This window comes from Sphingopyxis sp. CR5 (assembly GCF_059693785.1).
The window spans coordinates 248,785-269,393 of record NZ_JCATIE010000002.1 but is presented as its reverse complement, the minus strand read 5'-3'; the positions used below and the strand labels follow the sequence as shown (position 1 = coordinate 269,393).

Below are 20,609 nucleotides of genomic sequence, written 5' to 3'. Positions count from 1 at the left end.
GAAGGGGCGATGGCATGAGTCTCACCACCCTTCCCGTTGTCCGCGGCAAGCTCACTCCGCGCGCGCCGCTGGCACCGCTTGTCTGGTTCAAGTCGGGGGGTGCTGCCGACTGGCTGTTCGAGCCGAAGGACGCCGACGATCTTTCCGACTTCCTTCGCGACCTGGATCCGGCGATCGCGGTGATGGCGCTCGGCCTCGGGTCGAACCTCATCGTCCGCGATGGCGGCTTTCCGGGCGTCGTCGTCCGGCTCGGCAAGGCGTTCGCAAAGGTCGAAGCCGTCGATGCGACGAGCCTGCGCTGCGGCGGCGGTGCGTCGGGCATCCTCGTTTCTTCGACGGCGCGCGATGCGGGTATCGCCGGAATGGAATTCCTGCGCTCAATCCCCGGCACCGTAGGCGGCTTCGTCCGCATGAACGGCGGTGCCTATGGCAGCGAGGTCAAGGACATATTGGTCGAGGCTGACGTGGTGCTGCGTTCGGGCGAGCGCCGAACACTCGCGCTCGCAGACCTGGGTTATACCTATCGCCACAGCGCATTGCCGGAGGGTGCGGTCGTCGTCGCCGCGACGTTCCACGGCCGCCCGGGCGAACCCGCCGCGATCCAGGCGGAGATGGACCGCATCTCGGCGAGCCGCGAAGCCTCGCAGCCGCTGCGCTCGAAAACCGGCGGCTCGACCTTCAAGAATCCGGACGGCCACAAGGCGTGGCAGCTCGTCGACGAGGCCGGCTGTCGCGGATTGGTGCTCGGCGGCGCGCAGGTCAGCGAAAAGCACACCAATTTCCTGATCAACACCGGCGACGCGACGAGCGCCGACATCGAGGCGCTCGGCGAGGAAGTCCGCCGCCGGGTGAAGGCGAAGAGCGGCATCGAATTGCAATGGGAGATTCAGCGCGTGGGAGTGGCGAAGTGAGGGCGCCTCACCTCTCTCCGTTCGTGCTGAGCTTGTCGAAGCACCGCTCTTCTTTTTGGACGTCGAAAGACAAGAACGGTCCTTCGACAAGCTCAGGACAAACGGTTTTGAATATTGGAGTTGAAGCATGACCCACGGTCCGTGGCATGTCGCCGTCCTGATGGGCGGCTGGTCCGCCGAGCGTGAGGTGTCCCTGTCGAGTGGCAAGGGGATCGCCGATGCGCTTGAAAGCCGCGGGCACAAGGTCACCCGGATCGACATGGGCCGCGATGTCGCACAGCGGCTGGCCGACGTGAAACCCGACATCGTCTTCAACGCGCTCCACGGCGTCCCGGGCGAGGACGGGACGGTGCAGGGCATGCTCGACCTCATGGGCCTCAAATATACGCACAGCGGGCTCGTGACGTCGGTGATTGCGATCGACAAGGAGTTGACGAAGCAGGCGCTTGTGCCGCATGGAATCCCTATGCCGACGGGGGTCATGGTCGACAGCGAAAGCCTGTTTTCAACCGACCCTTTGCCGCGCCCCTATGTCCTGAAACCCGTCAACGAAGGCTCGTCGGTCGGGGTCGCGATCGTCAAGGACGACAGCAATTACGGCAACCCGATCGCGCGCGGCTCGGTAGGCCCGTGGCAGGAGTTCGACCGGCTGCTCGCCGAGCCTTTCGTGAAGGGGCGCGAACTGACCGTCGCGGTGCTCGGCGGACAGGCGCTCGGTGTCACCGAGCTGCGCGTGAAGTCGGGTTTCTACGATTATGACGCCAAATATACCGAAGGTCTGACCGAGCATGTCTGCCCGGCCGAGGTGCCGGCGGATATCGCGGACAGGATGAAGCATATTGCGATCGAGGCGCATCGCCTGCTGGGCTGCAAGGGCGCCTCGCGCTCCGATTTCCGCTGGGATGACGAGCATGGCCTCGCGGGGATATTCCTGCTCGAGGTCAATACCCAGCCCGGTATGACTCCGCTCAGCCTCGTGCCTGAACAGGCACGGGCTATCGGCATCGACTATGCCGAACTCGTCGAACGCATCGTGGAGGAAGCGTTATGAGCAGCACCCGGATCAAGCGGGCCAAGGCGCCGCCGCGCCGACCCGCGCGCGCGCCCAAGAAGCGCAAGGCGGTCAAGACGTCGCGTGTGAACGCGCTGCTCAACGCGCTGCCGGTCAGCCCGGCAACGCTTCAACGCGTCGCCAATTGGACGATCGGGCTCAGCCTCGCCGCGATCGCCGCCGTCGGCGCCCATGCAACGGGCGTCACCGCGAAGATCGACGAGGAATGGGCACAGGCGGTCGGCCGAGCGGGATTCCAGGTCAAGAAGGTCGAGGTGGTCGGCGCGGACCGCATCGATCGGCTCAAAGTCTATGACATCGCGCTGGCGCAGAAGGACCGCTCGATGGCGGCGGTCGACCTGGAAGCGGTGCGCGACGATCTGATGCAATATGGCTGGATCAAGGATGCGCGGGTGTCGCGCCGGTTGCCCGATACGCTTGTGGTCGACATCGTCGAACGCAGTCCCGCCGCGATCTGGCAACATGGGGGCAAGCTGTCGTTGATCGACAAGACCGGGGTCGTGCTCGAACCGGTCACGGTCGCGACGATGCCCGACCTGCCGCTGGTCATCGGTCCCAATGCGAACCAGCGATCGCAGGATCTCGACCGCTTGCTCGCATCGGCGAGCAGCCTCAGGGAATTGCTCGCGGGCGCGACCTGGGTCGGCAATCGCCGCTGGGACTTGCGCTTCCGTAGTGGCGAGACGCTATCGCTTCCCGAGGGCGAGGCGGCCGCGAAGCAAGCCCTTGCGAAATTTGCGCATATGGACGGCGCGAATCGCCTGCTCGGGCGAGGTATCCTGCGTTTCGATATGCGCGACCCGAGCCGTTTCGTGCTACGCTTGCCGCACGAGGGGCAGGTGGCGCCGGCGAAGCTCGAAGACGCGCGCGCCGCCGCCGATGCCATAGCCGCCGGCACGGCCGGCGAAGGATAGGGATCGCAGCACCATGGCGCCGCCGCGCATCGAAAAGATCATCACAGCGCTCGATGTCGGGTCGTGGAAGGTCTGCGCGCTGATCGCGGGACAGACGGCCGATGGCGCGCTCCACGTGCTCGGCACCGGCCAGCGCGAAAGCCGCGGCGTCCAGCGCGGCTATGTCGCCGATATGGAGCAGACCGAGCATATCGTGCGCGAAGCGATCGAGCAGGCCGAGCGTATCGCCGGGCTGAACATCGACGATGTGTGGGTCAGCTTTTCGGCGGGCAGCTTGCTGAGCGACGTTGCGCCGATCGAGAGCGAACTCGGCGGCCACCGGATCGAGCAGGAGGATATCGACGACCTCCTCGCCGCGGGACGCGCCGGGATCGACCCCGAAGGGCGGATGATCCTCCATGCACAGCCCGCGCTCTACACGCTCGACGGACTGACGGGGGTCAAGAATCCGATCGGCCTGCACGCCGACCGGCTGGGCGTCGATATCCACATCATCATGGCGGACGGCGCGCCGGTGCGGAACCTGGAGGCCGCGGTGCGCCAGGCGCATCTCGACGTCAATGCCGTGGTCGCGTCGCCGATTGCGGCGGGGTTGGCGTGCCTGTCGGATGAAGAGCGCGACCTCGGCGTCGCACTGGTCGAACTCGGCGCCGCGGTGACGACGGTGTCGCTCTATGCCGCCGGCATGCTGGTCGAAATGGTGTCGCTGCCGTTCGGCGCGAGCGACATTACCGACGATATCGCATCGGCTTTCGGCATCCGGCGCAGTCAGGCGCAGCGCTTGCAGAGCTTTTACGGCTCGGCCTCTGCAAGCCCGCGTGACAACAGCGACGTCATCGAACTCGACCCTGGCGCCGCGGCGGCGGGAGCCGAATCGCCGCGGATCACGCGGGCACAGCTCGTCGCGGTGATCCGGCAGCGGCTCGACGCGATGATGGGAGAGATCGGGCGAACCCTGAAAGACCTGCATTTCGTGGGGCCGGTCGGGCGACAGGTCGTGCTCGTCGGTGGTGGCGCCGACCTGAAAGGGATCGCCGACTATACGCAGATTGCGCTGGGCCGCGCCGCGCGGGTCGGGCGGCCCCGTGGCTTGCACGGCCTGCCCGATGCGCATTCGGGACCGGCTTTCGCGACGCTCGCGGGTCTGGTTCTCTATGCGGCATCGGACCCGGTCGACTTGCGCGATCTGCCGATGATGGCGCAGGATATCTATCGTCCGAAGGGTGCGTCGATCCTCCAGCGGTTGATGACTGCGCTCAAAAGCAGCTTTTGATGGTGAGATACGGGAAAAGGTTAATTTTTTGGGTGATTCCGACGTCACAATAGTGCAATGCGTTGACGGAAAGCCGGGCGAAGGGGACCACCGTCCGGAGGGTCGCAAGGTGAGGCAAGCGGCAACGGTTCGCCGCTGCAGGGAGAATTTTTGATGAGCATCAATATTGGCCCGCCGCAGGTCGATGAGCTGAAACCGCGCATCGCCGTGATCGGCGTGGGTGGCGCGGGGGGTAATGCCATCGCCAACATGATCGCGGCGCGGGTCGAGGGCGTCGATTTCATCGTCGCCAATACCGACGCGCAGGCGCTCAACGCATCGCCTGCCGAACGGCGGATCCAGCTGGGAACGCAGATCACGCAGGGCCTGGGAGCCGGATCGCGGCCGGAAGTGGGACGTGCGGCCGCCGAGGAGAGCATCAGCCAGGTCGAGGAAGCTCTCGACGGCGCCCATATGTGCTTCGTCGCCGCCGGCATGGGCGGCGGTACCGGTACCGGCGCCGCGCCGGTGATTGCGAAGGCGGCGCGCGACCGCGGTATCCTGACCGTCGGTGTGGTGACCAAGCCTTTCACCTTCGAGGGGCAGCGCCGTATGCGCTCGGCCGAATCGGGGATCAGCGAGCTTCAGGAACATGTCGACACGCTGATCGTCATTCCCAACCAGAATCTCTTCCTCGTCGCGAACCCGAACACGACGTTCAAGGAAGCCTTCACGATGGCGGACGAAGTGCTCCAGCAGGGCGTTCGCGGGATCACCGACCTGATGGTCATGCCCGGGCTGATCAATCTGGACTTTGCCGACGTTCGCAGCGTGATGCGCGAGATGGGCAAGGCGATGATGGGCACCGGCGAAGCCGAAGGCGATGGCCGCGCGCTCGAAGCAGCGCAAAAGGCGATCGCCAATCCGCTGCTCGACGGGGTTTCGATGACCGGCGCCAAGGGCGTGATCATCTCGATCACGGGTGGCGAGGACATGCGCCTGATGGAAGTCGACGAGGCGGCGAATCACATCCGCGAACTCGTCGACCCCGACGCGAACATCATCTGGGGCAGCGCCTTCAACGAGGGTCTCGAAGGCAAGATCCGCGTCTCGGTCGTCGCCACGGGTATCGACGGCAATGGCGATCAGGTTGCGGCGGTGGCTCCCGCCGCGCGCAGCTTTTCTTTCGCGCCGGGACGGACCGCGGCACCTGCGCCGGTCTCCGAAGAGTCGATCGAGCCGGTGGTCGAGGAAGCTCCGGTCGAAGAGCCGGCCGCGAGCGAGCCCGAGGACAAGGATCCGGCTCCTGGCTTCTCGCTGAGCGATGCAAGCCCCGCCACTGAGAGCCCGGCCCCGGCCGACGAGGAGCCGATGGAGCTTTCCGACGTCGCGGCGACCTATGACGACACGGCGGATGAACTGGTGCTTGGCGAGCCTGCGGCACCGGCGGCAAGCGACCCCGCACCGGCCCCACAGCCGGCCGAGGAAGCCCCCGCGCGCCCGATCGGCGGCGGCACGCTGTTCGAGCGTATGTCGCGCCTGTCGCGCGGCGGCGCTACGACCGAGTCCGGCGAAGACGGCAAGACCAAGGAAGAGGGGAGCGACATACCGCGCTTCCTTGGCCGCCAGAACAACCAGTAACAGGGTATTTGACGGCCGCTGCATCAGGGCAGGGCGGCCCGGAACACGGGATGAGCTTGCCCATGCGGCGACCGAAAACGACGGCCAGGCCGGCGCGCGTGCGATCCATCGCTCGCGTGCTTGGCTTGTTCGTCCTGACCACCATGATGACGCCTGCGGCGCAGGGCCAGGTGACGCCGCCCGATCCCGCGACAAAGGCGGCGATGGACAGGCGGACCGCCGCGCGGACGCTGCTGTCGTCGGCGCTCGGCCGGATCGCCGCAAACGCCAACGACGCCACCGCGCTGCTCGATGCCGGGCGCGCGTCGATCGACCTCGAAGACTATCGCGCCGCGCTGAGCTTTCTGCTCCGGGCCGAACAGGCCGCGCCGCGCAATGGCGAAGTGAAAGCAGCACTCGGATCGGCGGCGGTGCACATGGAAAACCCGACGCGCGCGCTCGACTATTTCGGGGAGGCCCAGCTGCTCGGCGCACCCGAGCGGATATTCCTTGCCGACCGCGGCCTCGCGCGCGATTTGCTCGGTCAGCAGGATCAGGCGCAGCGCGACTATCAGCTTGCCCTGTCGACGACGCCCAGCGACGAGGTGACGCGCCGCTATGCGCTGTCGCTCGGCATCAGCGGCGACCCCGATCGCGCGATCCAGCTCCTCGGGCCGCAGCTTCGCCAGTCGAGCCGCGCCGCTTGGCGATCGCGCGCGATGATCCTTGCGATGAACGGCCGAAGCGATGAGGCAAAGCAGATTGTGGATGCGACGATGCCGTCTCAGCTCGCCGAGAATATCCTTCCCTATCTGTTGAAAATGGATCGCCTCAATCCGGCGCAGATGGCCGCGGCCGCGCATTTCGGACGCTTCCCTTCGGGCGAACTCGGCCCGGCGCGGCGGCCGGTACAGATGGCGGCGGCGACCCCCGCTCCGGCGACGGCCGCGAAGCCGGCAGTCAAGCCGCGCCGGGGCCGCGAAGCGAAGCCTGCGCCGGCCTTGGAGCCGACGTCGACGCCTGCTGCCGCCGTACGGCGGCAATCCGACCCTGTACCGGTGGCCAAACCCGGTCCGACTCCTACGTCCACGTCCACTACGCCCGCGGCAGCCCGCCCGCCCGCCCCGACGTCCGCGGCGGCAAGGCCCGCGCCCGCTCCCACACCGCCCCCCGCACCAGCCGCCGCCGCGTCTCCCGCACCCACGCCGGTCGGCGTCGCGGTCAAGCCCGACGCGGGGCCGGTGGGTCCCGGCTTCTCTATCGCCGAGATGGGGGCTGGCGCTCCCGCGGCACAGGCGCCCGGCCCGGCGACCAGTGCCGCGGCGCCGCTTGCGTCGCTTGCCGAGATCGTCAGTTCGATCGACATTCCCGCCGAGGAGATGGCGAAGCCCGACAATGCGGTGGGCGCCGACACGCTCGCGCGGCTGCTCGAAGAGAAGCATAAGGCGGAAGCCGCCGAGGCCGCGAAACGGGCAAAGGAAGACGCCGCCGCGAAGGCGAAGGCCGAAGCCGAGGCGAAAGCCAAAGAGGAAGCCGAGCGCAGGAAGGCGAATCCCGCGCGCATCTGGGTACAGATTGCGACGGGCTCGAACCTGAAGGCGCTGGCTTTCGATTATAACCGCTTTTCGAAGCGGAATGCCGCGTTGTTCAAGGGTAAGTCGGGCTCCACCGCCGAATGGGGGCAGACCCGCCGGCTGCTCGTCGGTCCGTTCAAGGACAAGAAGAGCGCGCAGGATTGGCTTGCCGACTATAAGAAGGCTGAAGGCGACGGTTTCCTGTTCAACAGCGACGTCGGCGAGACCGTCGAGCCGATCAAGTGAGCCTGGCGAGGGTCGCCAGCGATCCGGAACAGACGCGCGGCCGCCGTCACGAGGAGGTCGGACGCGTCGTGCGCGGGCCGCGCGACGCGTTCCAGCGCGACCGCGACCGTATCATCCATTCGATTGCCTTTCGCCGCCTGCGCCACAAGACCCAGGTGTTCGTCGCGCCCGACGGCGACCATTATCGCGTTCGCCTGACCCACAGTATTGAGGTCGCACAGATCGGGCGGGGCATCGCGCGCGCGCTGGGGCTCAACGAAGATCTGACCGAGGCGCTGTGCCTCGCGCACGACATCGGGCACCCGCCTTTCGGCCATGCCGGCGAGGATGCACTCAAGGCGGCGATGCAGGCGCATGGGGGCTTCGACCACAATGGCCACACGCTGCGCACGCTCGCCCGGATCGAATGCCCTTATCCGCTCTTCGACGGTCTCAATCTGACGTGGGAGACGCTCGAAGGGCTCGCCAAGCATAATGGTCCGGTCCGCCGTCCGGGCTGGGCGCTGGCCGACATCGACGCCGAAATTCCGCTCGACCTTGCGACGCACGCAAGCCTCGAGGCGCAGGTCGCGGCGGTCGCCGACGACATCGCCTATGACAATCACGACATCGACGACGGGCTGCGCGCGGGGCTGCTCGATCTCGACCAACTGATGGCCCAACCGTTCGTCGCGGCGAATTTTGCGGGGGTCGAGCGCCGCTTTCCCGGCGCCGCTCGCGATCGGCAGCTTCGCGAACTCGTGCGCGACCAGATCGGGGTGATGGTCAACGACGTGATTGCGGCGACGCAGGCGAATGTCGTCGACGCGGGCGTGGCCACCGTCGCCGAGGTGCGCGCGGCGGGCCGCACGCTCGGCACCTTCTCGCCGGCTCTCGCGCGGCAGGAACGCGACCTCAAGCGCTTCATGTATGCGAATCTCTATCACCACCCGTCGCAACTCGCCGCAGCGGAAGGCGCGCGGCACGTCGTCGCCAGTCTGTTCGCCGCCTATGTCGAAGACCCGCGGCGGATGGGCGCGGATTGGGCCGCGCGCTTGCCCGACGGCGAAGCCGCGACGATCCGCCATATCGGCGACTATATCGCCGGCATGACCGACCGCTTCGCGATCGACCGCTTCTCCGAGATCCACGGGCGCGATGCGGTGCCGGACGCACTCGCGCACGCCTGAGCGCGAAGCTCTCGATAATTCCCGTTTCCTCGAGCGAAGACGAGGGGCTATGCCGAGCGAAGTCGAGGCCGAACGCGGAGCGCTTGTCGCTTCGCTCGAACGTGACCCTCGTCTTCGCTCGGGGAGGCGGACAAGATGGACGTGAAAACCCTTGTCATCGGCGCGACCGGCATGGTGGGGCGCGGCGTGATCGCACACGCGGACGGCCAGCCGCTGGCGATCCTCGGGCGTCATGCGCTCGCCGACTTGCCTGCTCTCCACAGCGAGCATGTCGCGCCGCCCGGGGATTGGCCCGCGATCATCGCGACCGCGCGTCCCGCGACCCTGATCTGCTGCCTCGGTACGACGATCAGGCAGGCGGGCTCGCAAGCGGCGTTCAGGGCGGTCGACCATGATCTCGTGCTGGCGGCGGCGGGCGCGGCGCGGAGGGCGGGCACTGCGCATATGATCGTGGTCAGCGCGGTCGGCGCATCGGCGAAAAGCCGCAATTTCTACCTGCGCACCAAGGGTGAGGCCGAGGACGATCTCGCAGCGCTCGGCTTCGACCGGCTCGATATTCTGCGCCCGGGCCTGCTCATGGGCGAGCGCCAGGGGCCGCCGCGGCTGGGCGAGGGGATTGCGATGGCCGCGGCGCCGTTCACCGACGCGCTGCTCCACGGATCGCTACGGCGCTATCGTTCGATTCCCGCCGATGTCGTCGCAAAGGCGATAGTCGCGCTCATCGATGCCGACGCTGCGGGAGTTTATGTCCACGAAAATGACGCGATGCGGCGGCTCGCCGATTGACTCTGTGCAGCGCCCCCGCCAAGGCTCGGTCGTCTGCCGGAGCCCGCAGGGGATTCGGACGGCCGCGCGGGAGAGCGCGAGGAGCGGAGCGATCCGTGCCTCGCCACCGAAGGAGCAACCGCCCCGGAAACTCTCAGGTCAGCAGGACCGCGCGCCGGATTGGACACTCTGGAAAGCGTCGCGGCTTCATGTTGCGACCACCGAAGGGGTAACTCCATGATGTCATGGAGGAAAACTCTCAGGTTCCCGTGACAGAGGGGGCGTGGCAAAGCGGTGGCATCGGGCCACCTCGCGCCATGTCAACGACGGGAGGCCGCATTGAGCGAAACCGATGAAATGGGCGAAGAGGTGGCGATCGAAACGCTGCCGCTCGATGCCTGGCACCGCGCCCACGGCGCGCGGATGGTCGAATTCGCCGGCTATCACATGCCGATCCAGTATGACGGCATCATGGCCGAACATCTGTGGACGCGGACAAGCGCCGGCCTGTTCGACGTCAGCCACATGGGCCAGCTCGTGCTGAGCGGCGAGGGCGTTGCCGAGGCGCTCGAGACGCTCGTTCCCGGCGATATTTCGGCGCTGAAGCCCGGCCGGATGCGCTATTCGCTGTTGCTTGCCGAAGACGGCGGGATCCTCGACGACCTGATGATCACGAACACCGGGCGCGGCCTCTATATGGTCGTCAACGGCGCGGTGAAGTGGGACGATATCGCGCACCTGCGCGAGCATCTGCCCGACGAGATCGAAATGAACCTGCTCGACGACCATGCGCTGCTCGCGCTGCAAGGGCCGAAGGCGGTCGGGGCGCTCGTCGCGCTCGGCATCGCACCCGAATTCGCTGATATTCTTCCCGTCGACCGCCTCGTCTTCATGCAGGCCGGCCCCTATCTGTGGGGCGACGTCCGGCTCGGGATCAGCCGCTCGGGCTACACCGGCGAGGATGGATTCGAGATTTCGGTGCCGGCCGAACAGGCCGAAGCACTCGCCGATGCGCTTTGCGCGCTCGCGACGGTGAAGCCGATCGGGCTCGGTGCGCGCGATTCGCTGCGGCTGGAGGCGGGGCTGCCGCTTTATGGCCACGACCTCGACGACGGCATCGACCCGGTCGAGGGCGATTTGTCTTTCGCGATTTCGAAGCGCCGCCGCGAAGCGGGCGGCTTCCCCGGCGCCGCGCGCATCCTGGGCCATCTTGCCGACGGAAGCCCCCGCAAGCGCGTCGGCCTGAGCGTCGAGGGCAAGCTGCCGGTCCGCGAAGGCGCCAAGCTGTTCGACGGCAACACCGAAATCGGCGTCGTTACCTCGGGCGGCTTCGCCCCGAGCGTCGGCGTGCCGATCGCGATGGGCTATGTGCCCCGCGACCATGCCGCGCCCGGCACCGCGCTCGCCGCCGAAGTGCGGGGCAAGCGCATCCCGGTTGCGGTGGCCGACATGCCGTTTGTTCCGCACCGCTATGTTCGTAAAACAGGAGCCTGACGATGCCGCGTTACTATACCGAAGAGCATGAATGGATCGACGTCGATGGCGATGTCGCAACGGTCGGCATCACCGACTATGCGCAGGGCCAGCTCGGCGACATCGTGTTCGTCGAAGTTCCCGATACCGGCGCCGAGCTGTCAAAGGGCGGCGACGCGGCGGTGGTCGAATCGGTGAAGGCGGCGAGCGACGTCTATGCCCCCGTCGACGGCACCGTGACCGAAGGCAACGCCCAGCTCGAGGAAGACCCCGCGCTCGTCAACAGCGACCCCGAGGGCGAAGGCTGGTTCTTTCGCATGACGCTCGGCGACAAGGGCCAGCTCGAGGGGTTGATGAACGCCGCGGCGTATAAATCCTACTGCGACGATCTGTAATTCGTCTCCCCCTCCCGCTTGCGGGAGGGGCCGGGGTGGGCGACTGGCAAGCCCGGCTCCGGACCATGCCCCCCCAAGCCCCTCCCGCAAGCGGGAGGGGGGAGATAGGTCGATGACGCGTCTTGAGGTGTCTCTACGGTCCGTCGCATGACAGGTGAAGCGCCCTCGCTCGCCGGATGCAGGCTCATGGTCGCCACGCCCATCTATGACGGGGCGCAGGGCGGCTATGTGCGGGCGGCGCTTGCGCTTGCGCTCGATGCGCAGGCGGCGGGGGTGCCGGTGCGGTTCGAATTCATCCTCTATCAACCCGACATAGCGCGCGCACGCAACATGCTGAGCGCGATGTTCCTCGCAAGCGACTGCACCCATCTGTTGTTCGTCGATGCCGATATCGACTTTGCGTCGGCGGACATCTTTGCGATGCTGCGCGCGATGCAGGACCGCGCCGATTGCGCGGTCCTCGGTGGCGTCTGTCCGCGACGGGTCGTGAATTGGACTGCGGTTGCCCGCGCGGCGCAGGCGGGGGCGGCGACCACGCCCGCCGACCTGGCCCGCTACAGTGGAGAATTCGCCTTTCACTTCCTTCATGCGGGGCAGAGTTTCGCGCTCACCGATATCGTCGAGCTCGAACGGCTCGGCACCGGATTGATGCTGATCCGCCGCGACGTGCTGGAGGGCGTGGCCGCGGCGCATCCCGAGCTGGCCTTTCGCCCTGGCGCGAGCGAGCGGCAGGCGCATGGGATCGGGGATCGTGCACATGCTTTCTTTCACCCGACGATCGATGCCGACAGCGGCGATCTCCTCTCCGAAGACTATGCTTTCTGCCGCCGCGTTCGCGATGCGGGCTTTCGCATCTGGCTCGCGCCCTGGGTTCGCACGACCCACAGCGGCCCGATGGTCTTTTCCGGCTCATTCCCCGACCTTGCTCAGCTTTCGGCTGTGAATCCAGCTTCTTCGATGGAGTAGTTCATGCGTTATCTCCCTCTCACTCCCGACGATCGCTCCGCGATGCTTGCTACGGTCGGCGCCGCGTCGATCGACGACCTGTTCGCCGACGTTCCGCCCGAGGCTCGACTCTCGGGGCCGATCGAGGGCTTGCCGCTGCACGCGAGCGAACTGGCCGTCGAACGGCACATGGCGGCGCTGTCGCGGCAGAACCGTGCCGCGGGCGACGGTCCCTTCTTCCTCGGCGCGGGTGCTTATCGCCACCATGTCCCGGCGAGCGTCGACCATCTGATCCAGCGCGGCGAATTCCTGACCGCCTACACACCCTATCAGCCCGAGATCGCGCAGGGCACGCTGCAGATGCTGTTCGAATTCCAGACGCAGGTCGCGCGGCTGTTCGGAACCGACGTCGCCAATGCGTCGATGTACGACGGCTCGACCGCCTGCTGGGAAGCGATCGTCATGGCACGGCGGATCACCAAGCGCGGCAAGGCCTTGCTGTCGACCGGCCTCCACCCGCATTATCGCAGCGTCGCACGGACGATGGCGAAATACACCCGCGACAGCCTGATCGATGGCGATCCGAGCCTCGAGGCCGGCACCGACTGGCGAGCGATGGCCGACGCGGTCGACAAGGATACGAGCTGCGTCGTCGTCCAGTATCCCGACATTCTGGGCCGCATCGACGACATGACCGCACTTGCCGAAGCCTGCCAGGCGGCGGGGGCGCTGCTGATTGCCGTCGTTACCGAACCTGTTGCGCTCGGCCTGATCAAGTCGCCCGGTGAGATGGGGGCCGACATCGTGGTTGGCGAGGGGCAGTCGCTCGGCGTCGGGCTTCAGTTCGGCGGGCCTTATGTGGGTCTTTTCGCGTGCAAGACCAAATATGTCCGTCAGATGCCGGGACGCCTCTGCGGCGAGACCGTCGATGCGCAGGGCAAGCGCGGCTTCGTGCTTACCCTCTCGACCCGCGAACAACATATTCGGCGCGAAAAGGCGACGAGCAATATCTGCACCAATTCGGGGCTTTGCGCGCTCGCCTTTAGCATTCACATGAGCTTGCTCGGCGAAAAGGGGCTGCGCCAACTCGCCGCGATCAACCACGCCCGCGCGAAGGCCGCCGCCACCGACCTCGCAAAGGTGCCCGGCGTGTCGGTAATGAACGACAGCTTCTTCAACGAATTCACGCTGCGGCTTCCCGCCGAAGCGCGGCCCGTCGTCCACCGGCTAGCGGAACGGGACGTGCTCGGCGGCGTGTCGCTCGGCCGGCTCTACCCCGACAATGACACGCTTGCGAACGGGTTGGTTGTGGCCGTCACCGAAACCGTGACCGAAACGGATATCGCCGCCTTTGCCGCGGCGCTGAAGGAGGTGCTGGCATGACCGCGCTCAACCCCGCCGGCTGGCGTCCTGAAATGAATGTCGCGGGCACCGGCGACGATAGCGTCACCGTCACCGGCAACCGCGCGCTGATGCTCGAAGAGCCGCTGATCTTCGAGATCGGTTCGGCCGACACGACCGGCGTCGATTTCGACGAGGCGGCGCCCGCCGCCGACCTTGGCGGCCTGATGCGCGGCGATCCCATCGGCCTGCCGGGGCTCAGCGAGTCCGAAACGGTGCGGCACTACACGCGCCTGTCGCGCCAGAATTACGCGATCGACCTCGGTCTCTTCCCGCTCGGCAGTTGCACGATGAAGCATAATCCGCGCCTTAATGAAAAGATCGCGCGGATGCCGGGTTTCGCCGACGTCCACCCGCTCCAGCCGCAGGAAACGGTGCAAGGCGCGCTCGGCGTCATCAACGAGCTTGCGGTCTGGCTGATAAAGCTGACCGGCATGTATGGCGTCGCCATGTCCCCCAAGGCCGGGGCGCATGGCGAGCTCTGCGGCATCCTCTGCATCAAGGCGGCGCTCGAAGCGCGCGGCGAGGATCGGCGCGTGCTGCTCGTTCCCGAAAGCGCGCATGGGACCAATCCCGCCACCGCCGCCTTCGCGGGTTTCACCGTCGAGGACATTCCGGCGACCAAGGAGGGGCGCGTCGATCTCGAGGCGCTGAAGGCGCGGCTCGGGCCCGATGTCGCCGGCGTGATGATCACCAACCCCAACACCTGCGGCCTGTTCGAGCGCGACATGAAGGCGATCTCCGACGCGGTTCACGCCGTGGGCGGCTATGTCTATTGCGACGGCGCGAATTTCAACGCCATCGTCGGGCGCGTGCGCCCCGGCGATCTGGGCGTCGATGCGATGCACATCAACCTGCACAAGACCTTCTCGACCCCGCACGGCGGCGGCGGGCCGGGCTCGGGTCCGGTTGTGCTCTCCGAAGCGCTCGCGCCCTATGGCCCCATCCCTTATGCCGCGCGCTACGCCGACGGCTCGCTCAGGCTGGTCGAAGAGGAAAGCGCGGGCGACGAGCATCCCGACACCTTCGGTCGTATGACCGCTTTCCACGGCCAGATGGGGATGTTCACGCGCGCCCTGACCTATATGCTCAGCCACGGCGCCGACGGGCTCAAGCAGGTTGCCGAGGACGCGGTGCTCAACGCCAACTACGTCCTGCGCAGCCTCGAAGAGGTCCTCGACGCGCCCTTTGCCGCGTCGGGCCCGTGCATGCACGAGGCGCTGTTCAGCGACCGCGGGTTCGCCGAGGGCTTCTCGACGCTCGACATCGCCAAGGGGCTGATCGACGAAGGCTTCCACCCGATGACGGTCTATTTCCCGCTCGTCGTCCACGGCGCGATGCTGGTCGAACCGACCGAGACCGAATCGAAGGCGGCTCTCGACCAGTTCATCGCGGCCTTGCGCAGCCTGGCAAGGCGCGCGAAGAATGGCGATCCGGCGCTCAAGTCGGCGCCGCACTTCGCCCCGCGCGCGCGGCTCGACGAAACGCTGGCCGCGCGCAAGCCGATTCTGACGTGGGGTGAAGGCGGCCAATGATCAGGGTTGCCCTCCCGTAACCCGTTTGTGCTGAGCTTGTCGAAGCACCGTTCTTTTCTTTAACGGCGCAAAGAAGGAACGGCCCTTCGACAAGCTCAGGGCGAACGGGATAGGGTAGGGCCGGTTTTGGACCGCCAGGAGAGAGGATCGAATGAGCTGGGAAAGCCTTTATTCGCTGACCAACGGCTGGGCGCTGACCGGCTGGGTCGCGCTTGCCTTCCTGCCGCGCAGTCCGCGCATCCTGTCGGCGATCCTCTATGCCGGGGTCGCGCTCCTCTGCCTGACCTATGCGATACTGCTCGGCGGGCTGACGTTCGGCGGCTGGGATGCCGGCGGTCCGCAGGCGGCAGTCGATTTCACCAGCCTGTCGGGCGTGATGGCGCTGTTCGCGACCAAGGGGGGCACGGTTGTCGGGTGGACGCATTATCTGGCGTTCGACCTGTTCGCCGGCATGTGGATCGCGCGCGACGCCGATCAAAAGGGTTTCAGCCGTATCATTCAGCTGCCCTTTCTGTTCCTGACATTGATGGTCGGGCCGGTCGGCCTGCTCGCGTGGCTCGTGATGCGCGAACGGCGCGCACGGGCGCTGGCAAAAGGAAAGTGAGGCCCGCATGACTCCGGCACCCGCCCCGTCTCCGCTGTTTCAATATCTGATCCCCGGCGCGATTATCCTGCTCGTGCTGGCGCTGCGGCTACGGTCGGTGGGCAAGGCACGGAGGCTGCGTATCGAACGGCTGTGGATCCTGCCGGCGATCTACACATTGCTTGTCGGGTTCATCTTCTGGAGCGTGCCGCCGCACGGGCTTGTCTGGCTGTGGTGCCTGCTCGCGCTCGGGGCTGGCGCCGCGCTCGGCTGGATGCGCGGCAAGATGATGCACATCGCGGTCGATCCAGAGACGCACGAACTCAGCCAGACCGTTTCGCCTGCGGCGCTGATCTTCCTCGTCATCCTCGTCGTCGTCCGCTCGGCGTCGCGCAACATGGCGACGGACATGGCGGGTCCCGGTCCCGCAGGCCTGATGGCGACGACCGATATATTGATGGCATTTGCGCTCGGCTTCCTGGCGTTCCAGCGCATTGAAATCGCGATCCGCGCCCGCCGCCTTCTAGCGGACGCGCGCGCCCGCCGCCCGTGACCACTCCCTGGTCACCAGGGGACGGCGGCGCCGGTGCAAAGCGTCACGCCCCTGCGACGCTGCGCAACCGCGACGCGATCGCCCCGGTGCTGGCCGAATGGCTGCCCCCCGCTGGCACGATTCTGGAGGTCGCGAGCGGGTCGGGCGAGCACGCCGTCCATTTCGCCGCCGCTTTTCCCCGCCTTCGATGGCAGCCGACCGACCCCGACCCCGACGCGCTCGTCTCCATCGCCGCTTGGAGCGGGGAAGCGGGGCTGGTCAATATCGCGCCGCCGCTCCGGCTCGACGCTGCCGCGCCCGACTGGCCGGTAACCGCCGCCGACGCCTTGCTCTGCGTAAACATGGTGCACATCAGTCCGTGGGCGGCAACGACCGGCCTCTTCGCGGGTGCCCGGCGCGCGCTGCCTGCCGGCGCGCCGCTGATCCTCTACGGTCCCTATGTCGAGCCGGGCGTGCCGACCGCCCCGAGCAATGTCGATTTCGATGCCAGCTTGCGCGCGCGCAATCCCCGATGGGGCCTGCGCGACCTTGACGCAGTAAAGGCGGCTGCCGCCGATGCGGGTCTCGCCTTCACCGAGCGGCGCGCGATGCCGGCGAATAATCTGATGCTCCTGTTCCACCGCGCCTGATCGCCGCTTTCCCGTTGCGCCCGCGCACGCATCGGATAAGTTCGCATACGAAGCGTCGCGCTTGCCAAGTCGTCGAGTCTGTTGTTATCAGGCTTGAGAAGAGCGCAATGCCGCCGGGAGAGATTTGTATGAGCGATATCGCCGACCTCGTCACCTTCGACGAATTCATCACGCATTGGGCGCGGGAACGCCCCGATCGCGTCGCGATGCGCGAGGACGCTCGCGTGATGAGCTATGCCGATCTCGAAGAGCGCACCGCGCGCGTCGCAAGCGCGCTGCTCGCTGCGGGCCTTCGAAAAGGCGATCGCATCGCGTGGATCGGCAAGAACAGCGACCTTTATTTCACCCTCTTCTTCGGCGCCGCGCGCGCCGGCATCGTTATGGCGCCGATCGGCTGGCGCCTGTCGCCGGTCGAATGGGCGTTCATCGTCAACGACACACGGGCAAGGATCGTCTTCACCGGCCCCGGCTTCGACGCCGCGGCGGGCCAACTCGCGGGCAAGCTCGACCATGATCCGCAAATCGTCGGCGCCGACGCCGCGCGCGCGATGATAGACGGCGCGGAGCGAGTGGCCTTCGATCCGTCGGGTCCCGACAACGCGGTTCTGCAACTCTATACCTCGGGCACCACCGGCAATCCGAAGGGTGCTGTGCTCACCAACACCAACCTCTTTGCGCTGCGCAAGAATTCGGCCGACCTCGACATGCCCTACACCCAGTGGGAGGATGACGAGGCGGTGCTTGTTGCAATGCCCTGCGCGCATATCGGCGGCACCGGGCTCGGCATCATGGCGCTCGCGGCGGGGCTGCCGGGCGTGATTCTCGCCGAATTCAACCCCGACGGCGTCTTCGATGCGGTCGAGCATCATGGCGTGACGCGCTTCTTCATCGTCCCTGCGGCGCTGCAGATGCTGCTCCTCCACCCGCGCTGCGCGAGCGTCGATTACAGCCGGCTCAAATATATCCTTTACGGCGCCGCCCCGATTCCGCTCGACCTCTTGCGGCAGTGCATCAAGATGTTCGGCGCGCAGTTCATCCAGGCCTATGGGATGACCGAGACGACGGGTACGATTTGCATGCTGCCGCCCGAGGATCACGACCCCGAAGGCAACAAGCGGATGCGCTCGGCGGGCAAGCCTCTGCCCGGCGTCGAGATCCGCATTCTCGGCCCCGACGGCGAAGAAGTGCCCACCGGCGAGGTGGGCGAGGTCGTCACCCGATCTTCGAACAACATGCAAGGCTATTGGAACCTTCCCGACGCGACCGCGCGGACGATGACGGGTGAGGGTTGGATCCACACCGGCGACGCCGGCTACATGGACGAGGACGGCTATCTCTATATCCACGACCGGATGAAGGACATGATCATCTCGGGCGGGGAGAATGTCTATCCGGCCGAGGTCGAAAGCGCGATCTATGGCCACCCCGCGGTGCAGGAGGTCGCGGTGATCGGAATCCCCGATGCGAAATGGGGCGAAACGGTGAAGGCGGTCGTCGTCGCCAAGCCCGGCATGACGGTCGAGTCCGAGGACATCATCGCCTGGGCCCGCGAGCGCATCGCCGCGTTCAAGGCGCCGCGCAGCGTCGATGTGATCGAAGCGCTGCCGCGCAATGCCTCGGGCAAGATCCTGCGCAAGGATCTGCGCGCGCCCTATTGGGAGGGTTACGAGCGGATGGTGAATTGAGGCGCCTTATAAATTCGGTCGTGACGAACGTAGAATCGAGGGCAGGCGGCTCAAATCCTTCCCAAATACAGCCGTTGTAGCTATCCCTTCTGCCGCTCGCGCGCGCGAACGAAGCCGTCGCGCGCCGTGCAGCGCGCCAGCCAGTCCTTCGTCGCTTCGCCGAGCAGGTCGTCGGCGCCGAGCGTCGTCGCCAGAAACGCCGCATAGCCGATCGCGATGTCGGCGATGGTGAAGCGTCCGCCGACGAGCCATTCGCGCCCGTCGGCGAGCGTCGCTTCGACGCTCTTGGCGCGGCCGCCGAAGAAGGCCTTGTAATCCTCGACCGCTTGCGCGACCCGTCGCTCCTCCGGCTCGACGCGCGTGTAGCGGATCATGATCGCCAGCGGAAAGGTCAGCGTCGCGTCGCTGCGGTGGAGCCAGTTGCGATATGTCCAGTAATCGGGCTCGTCGCGCCCTACTTCGAGCGGCGTGCCGTCGGCAATGCGTTCGCAGATCGCGGCCGATTCGGTCAGCAGCCGCCCGTCCTCGACCCAGCCCGGTACCGTCATCAGCGGATTGATCGCGCGATAGTCGGGGGCAAAGGCGCGGGGAGGGAAGGGCAAGAGCCGCAGGTCGATGTCCAGCCCTGCTTCCTCGGCTGCCCACAGGCATCGCAGCGACCGCGCGTCGGGACAGTGATAAAGGATCGGAAGGTTCGTCATGCGGTCAGATCCTTTCGCCGCTCGATGTGCAGACGGTGTTCGCGCCAGGCGATGAACAGGCCGCTCGCGATGATCAGCGGCGCGCCGACCCACGTCGTGTCGGCCGGGAAGGTGCCAAAGAAATACCAGCCGCAGGCGATCGACCAGAGCAGGCTCGAATAATCCATCGGCGTCACTACCGCGACGGGAGCGAGCCGCAGCGCGCCGGTCAGCGACATCTGCACCACCGCGCCGAGCAAACCCAAACCGATCAGCGTCGCCCAGATCGCGGGGCTGTGCGGTGTCATCACGAAAGGCAGCGCGATGGTCAGCGGGACGAGCGATATCAGGCTGAACCAAAAGACGATCGCCATCGGGCTTTCGGTGCGCGCAAGGTCGCGGACCTGAATCGTGATCAACGCGGTCATGATCGCGCCGCCCAGCGCGATCAACGTGCCGAGGCCGTGTTCGCCGCTGAAGCCGCTCGCAACCACCGTCGTCGGGTTGAGCACGACGAGCACGCCCAGGAAGCCGACGATCACCGCGCCCCAGCGTTGCCAACCCGTCGGTTCGCCCAGAAAGGCCGCGGCAAAGATCACCGCAAAGATCGGCACCGACAGGTTGATCGTCGTCGCCTCGGCCATCGGCAGATAGATCATCCCGCCGAAATTGAGCGCCATGCCGGTGAGGCCCATCATCGCGCGCCGCGCGTGCGTGCCGGGCCGTTGCGTTCGGAACATTTTGATCCCGCCGTGCCGCATCGCCCAAAAGACCAGCAGCGGCAGCACGATCACCTGCCGCCAGAACAGGCTTTCGACGAGGTGGACGTGGGCGGCGGCGGCGATCTTTACCAGCACGAACATCAGCGAAAGGCTCGCCATCGCGAGCAGCCGGAGCGCAATACCGCCGAGATAATGTTGCGGAACGTCGGAGGTGCGGGCGGGCGTCATGCGAGGCAAGCGCATATCAGCCCGGCGATGCTTTGCAAGCTATGCATTGCCCGCCGCAATAAGCGGAACCAGACTGCAATCTGCTTGCCTAATGGTCCCCGTTGCGGCTAAGGGCGCACTCCGGCCTAGGGGTATAGCTCAGCTGGTAGAGCATCGGTCTCCAAAACCGAGGGTCGCGGGTTCGAATCCTGCTGCCCCTGCCATTCCCGTCGACGGGGATGGCGCAGGCCCGGACGCTGCCAGCGCGGCGCCCACGT

The 20,609-nt window shown here is 66.6% G+C and carries 19 protein-coding genes, 1 tRNA gene and 1 riboswitch; of the genes, 18 read left to right on the top strand and 2 right to left on the bottom strand.

Annotated features, from left to right (window positions below):
* Positions 1-14: 14 nt before the first annotated feature.
* From murB to AC58D2_RS04085, 17 genes are all read left to right on the top strand, one after another.
* Positions 15-911, top strand: a complete 897-nt coding sequence (gene murB, locus AC58D2_RS04165) for a UDP-N-acetylmuramate dehydrogenase (RefSeq protein ID WP_497387616.1) — start codon at positions 15-17, stop codon at positions 909-911.
* Between the two features lie 127 nt (positions 912-1,038).
* Positions 1,039-1,962 (top strand): D-alanine--D-alanine ligase, encoded by a 924-nt coding sequence (locus AC58D2_RS04160; protein ID WP_497387614.1) that lies wholly within the window; start codon positions 1,039-1,041, stop codon positions 1,960-1,962.
* Entirely contained in the window at positions 1,959-2,897 is a 939-nt protein-coding gene (locus AC58D2_RS04155; RefSeq protein WP_497387612.1) for a cell division protein FtsQ/DivIB, read from the top strand. Before AC58D2_RS04160 ends, AC58D2_RS04155 begins: the two co-directional genes overlap by 4 nt.
* 13 nt (positions 2,898-2,910) lie before the next feature.
* Positions 2,911-4,170, top strand: coding sequence for a cell division protein FtsA (ftsA, locus tag AC58D2_RS04150; protein WP_497387610.1), 1,260 nt, complete (start codon positions 2,911-2,913; stop codon positions 4,168-4,170).
* Between the two features lie 153 nt (positions 4,171-4,323).
* A complete protein-coding gene (gene ftsZ, locus AC58D2_RS04145) occupies positions 4,324-5,790 on the top strand; it encodes a cell division protein FtsZ (RefSeq protein WP_497387608.1) in 1,467 nt (488 codons plus the stop codon).
* Between the two features lie 98 nt (positions 5,791-5,888).
* Entirely contained in the window at positions 5,889-7,589 is a 1,701-nt protein-coding gene (locus AC58D2_RS04140; protein ID WP_497387606.1) for a tetratricopeptide repeat protein, read from the top strand.
* Positions 7,586-8,758, top strand: coding sequence for a deoxyguanosinetriphosphate triphosphohydrolase (locus AC58D2_RS04135; protein ID WP_497387604.1), 1,173 nt, complete (start codon positions 7,586-7,588; stop codon positions 8,756-8,758). The genes AC58D2_RS04140 and AC58D2_RS04135 overlap by 4 nt, the downstream gene beginning before the upstream one ends.
* Before the next feature lie 135 nt (positions 8,759-8,893).
* Positions 8,894-9,544, top strand: coding sequence for a Rossmann-fold NAD(P)-binding domain-containing protein (locus AC58D2_RS04130; RefSeq protein ID WP_497387602.1), 651 nt, complete (start codon positions 8,894-8,896; stop codon positions 9,542-9,544).
* Positions 9,545-9,702: 158 nt separating this feature from the next.
* Positions 9,703-9,809, top strand: a riboswitch (glycine riboswitch).
* Between the two features lie 53 nt (positions 9,810-9,862).
* Positions 9,863-11,017 (top strand): glycine cleavage system aminomethyltransferase GcvT, encoded by a 1,155-nt coding sequence (gene gcvT / locus AC58D2_RS04125; protein ID WP_497387601.1) that lies wholly within the window; start codon positions 9,863-9,865, stop codon positions 11,015-11,017.
* Positions 11,018-11,019: 2 nt separating this feature from the next.
* On the top strand, positions 11,020-11,391 hold the full coding sequence (gene gcvH, locus AC58D2_RS04120; protein WP_497387600.1) for a glycine cleavage system protein GcvH: 372 nt from the start codon (positions 11,020-11,022) through the stop codon (positions 11,389-11,391).
* A 186-nt stretch (positions 11,392-11,577) separates the two neighbouring features.
* Positions 11,578-12,357 carry a hypothetical protein gene (locus AC58D2_RS04115; protein ID WP_497387599.1) on the top strand — a complete coding sequence of 260 codons (780 nt, stop codon included), beginning with the start codon at positions 11,578-11,580 and terminating at the stop codon, positions 12,355-12,357.
* A gap of 3 nt (positions 12,358-12,360) precedes the next feature.
* Positions 12,361-13,719: an aminomethyl-transferring glycine dehydrogenase subunit GcvPA gene (gcvPA, locus tag AC58D2_RS04110; RefSeq protein WP_497387598.1), complete on the top strand. Its 1,359-nt coding sequence runs from the start codon at positions 12,361-12,363 to the stop codon at positions 13,717-13,719.
* The gene (gene gcvPB / locus AC58D2_RS04105) at positions 13,716-15,272 is read left to right on the top strand and encodes an aminomethyl-transferring glycine dehydrogenase subunit GcvPB (RefSeq protein ID WP_497387597.1); all 1,557 of its coding nucleotides are present in this window, start codon (positions 13,716-13,718) and stop codon (positions 15,270-15,272) included. Before gcvPA ends, gcvPB begins: the two co-directional genes overlap by 4 nt.
* A 151-nt stretch (positions 15,273-15,423) precedes the next feature.
* A complete protein-coding gene (locus AC58D2_RS04100; RefSeq protein WP_497387596.1) occupies positions 15,424-15,876 on the top strand; it encodes an ABA4-like family protein in 453 nt (150 codons plus the stop codon).
* A gap of 7 nt (positions 15,877-15,883) precedes the next feature.
* A complete protein-coding gene (locus AC58D2_RS04095; protein WP_497387595.1) occupies positions 15,884-16,408 on the top strand; it encodes a CcdC protein domain-containing protein in 525 nt (174 codons plus the stop codon).
* Positions 16,405-17,037, top strand: coding sequence for a DUF938 domain-containing protein (locus AC58D2_RS04090; RefSeq protein WP_497387594.1), 633 nt, complete (start codon positions 16,405-16,407; stop codon positions 17,035-17,037). Before AC58D2_RS04095 ends, AC58D2_RS04090 begins: the two co-directional genes overlap by 4 nt.
* A gap of 128 nt (positions 17,038-17,165) precedes the next feature.
* Entirely contained in the window at positions 17,166-18,722 is a 1,557-nt protein-coding gene (locus tag AC58D2_RS04085) for a fatty acid--CoA ligase (protein WP_497387593.1), read from the top strand.
* Between the two features lie 80 nt (positions 18,723-18,802).
* On the opposite strand, the gene AC58D2_RS04080 is transcribed toward AC58D2_RS04085, so the two are convergent.
* Complete coding sequence (locus tag AC58D2_RS04080; RefSeq protein WP_497387591.1) at positions 18,803-19,423, bottom strand: glutathione S-transferase family protein; 621 nt, start codon at positions 19,421-19,423, stop codon at positions 18,803-18,805.
* Positions 19,420-20,352, bottom strand: a complete 933-nt coding sequence (locus AC58D2_RS04075) for a DMT family transporter (protein ID WP_497387589.1) — start codon at positions 20,350-20,352, stop codon at positions 19,420-19,422. The genes AC58D2_RS04080 and AC58D2_RS04075 overlap by 4 nt, the downstream gene beginning before the upstream one ends.
* Before the next feature lie 127 nt (positions 20,353-20,479).
* Here AC58D2_RS04075 and AC58D2_RS04070 point away from each other — a divergent pair.
* Positions 20,480-20,555, top strand: a tRNA-Trp gene (locus AC58D2_RS04070).
* Positions 20,556-20,609: the final 54 nt, after the last annotated feature.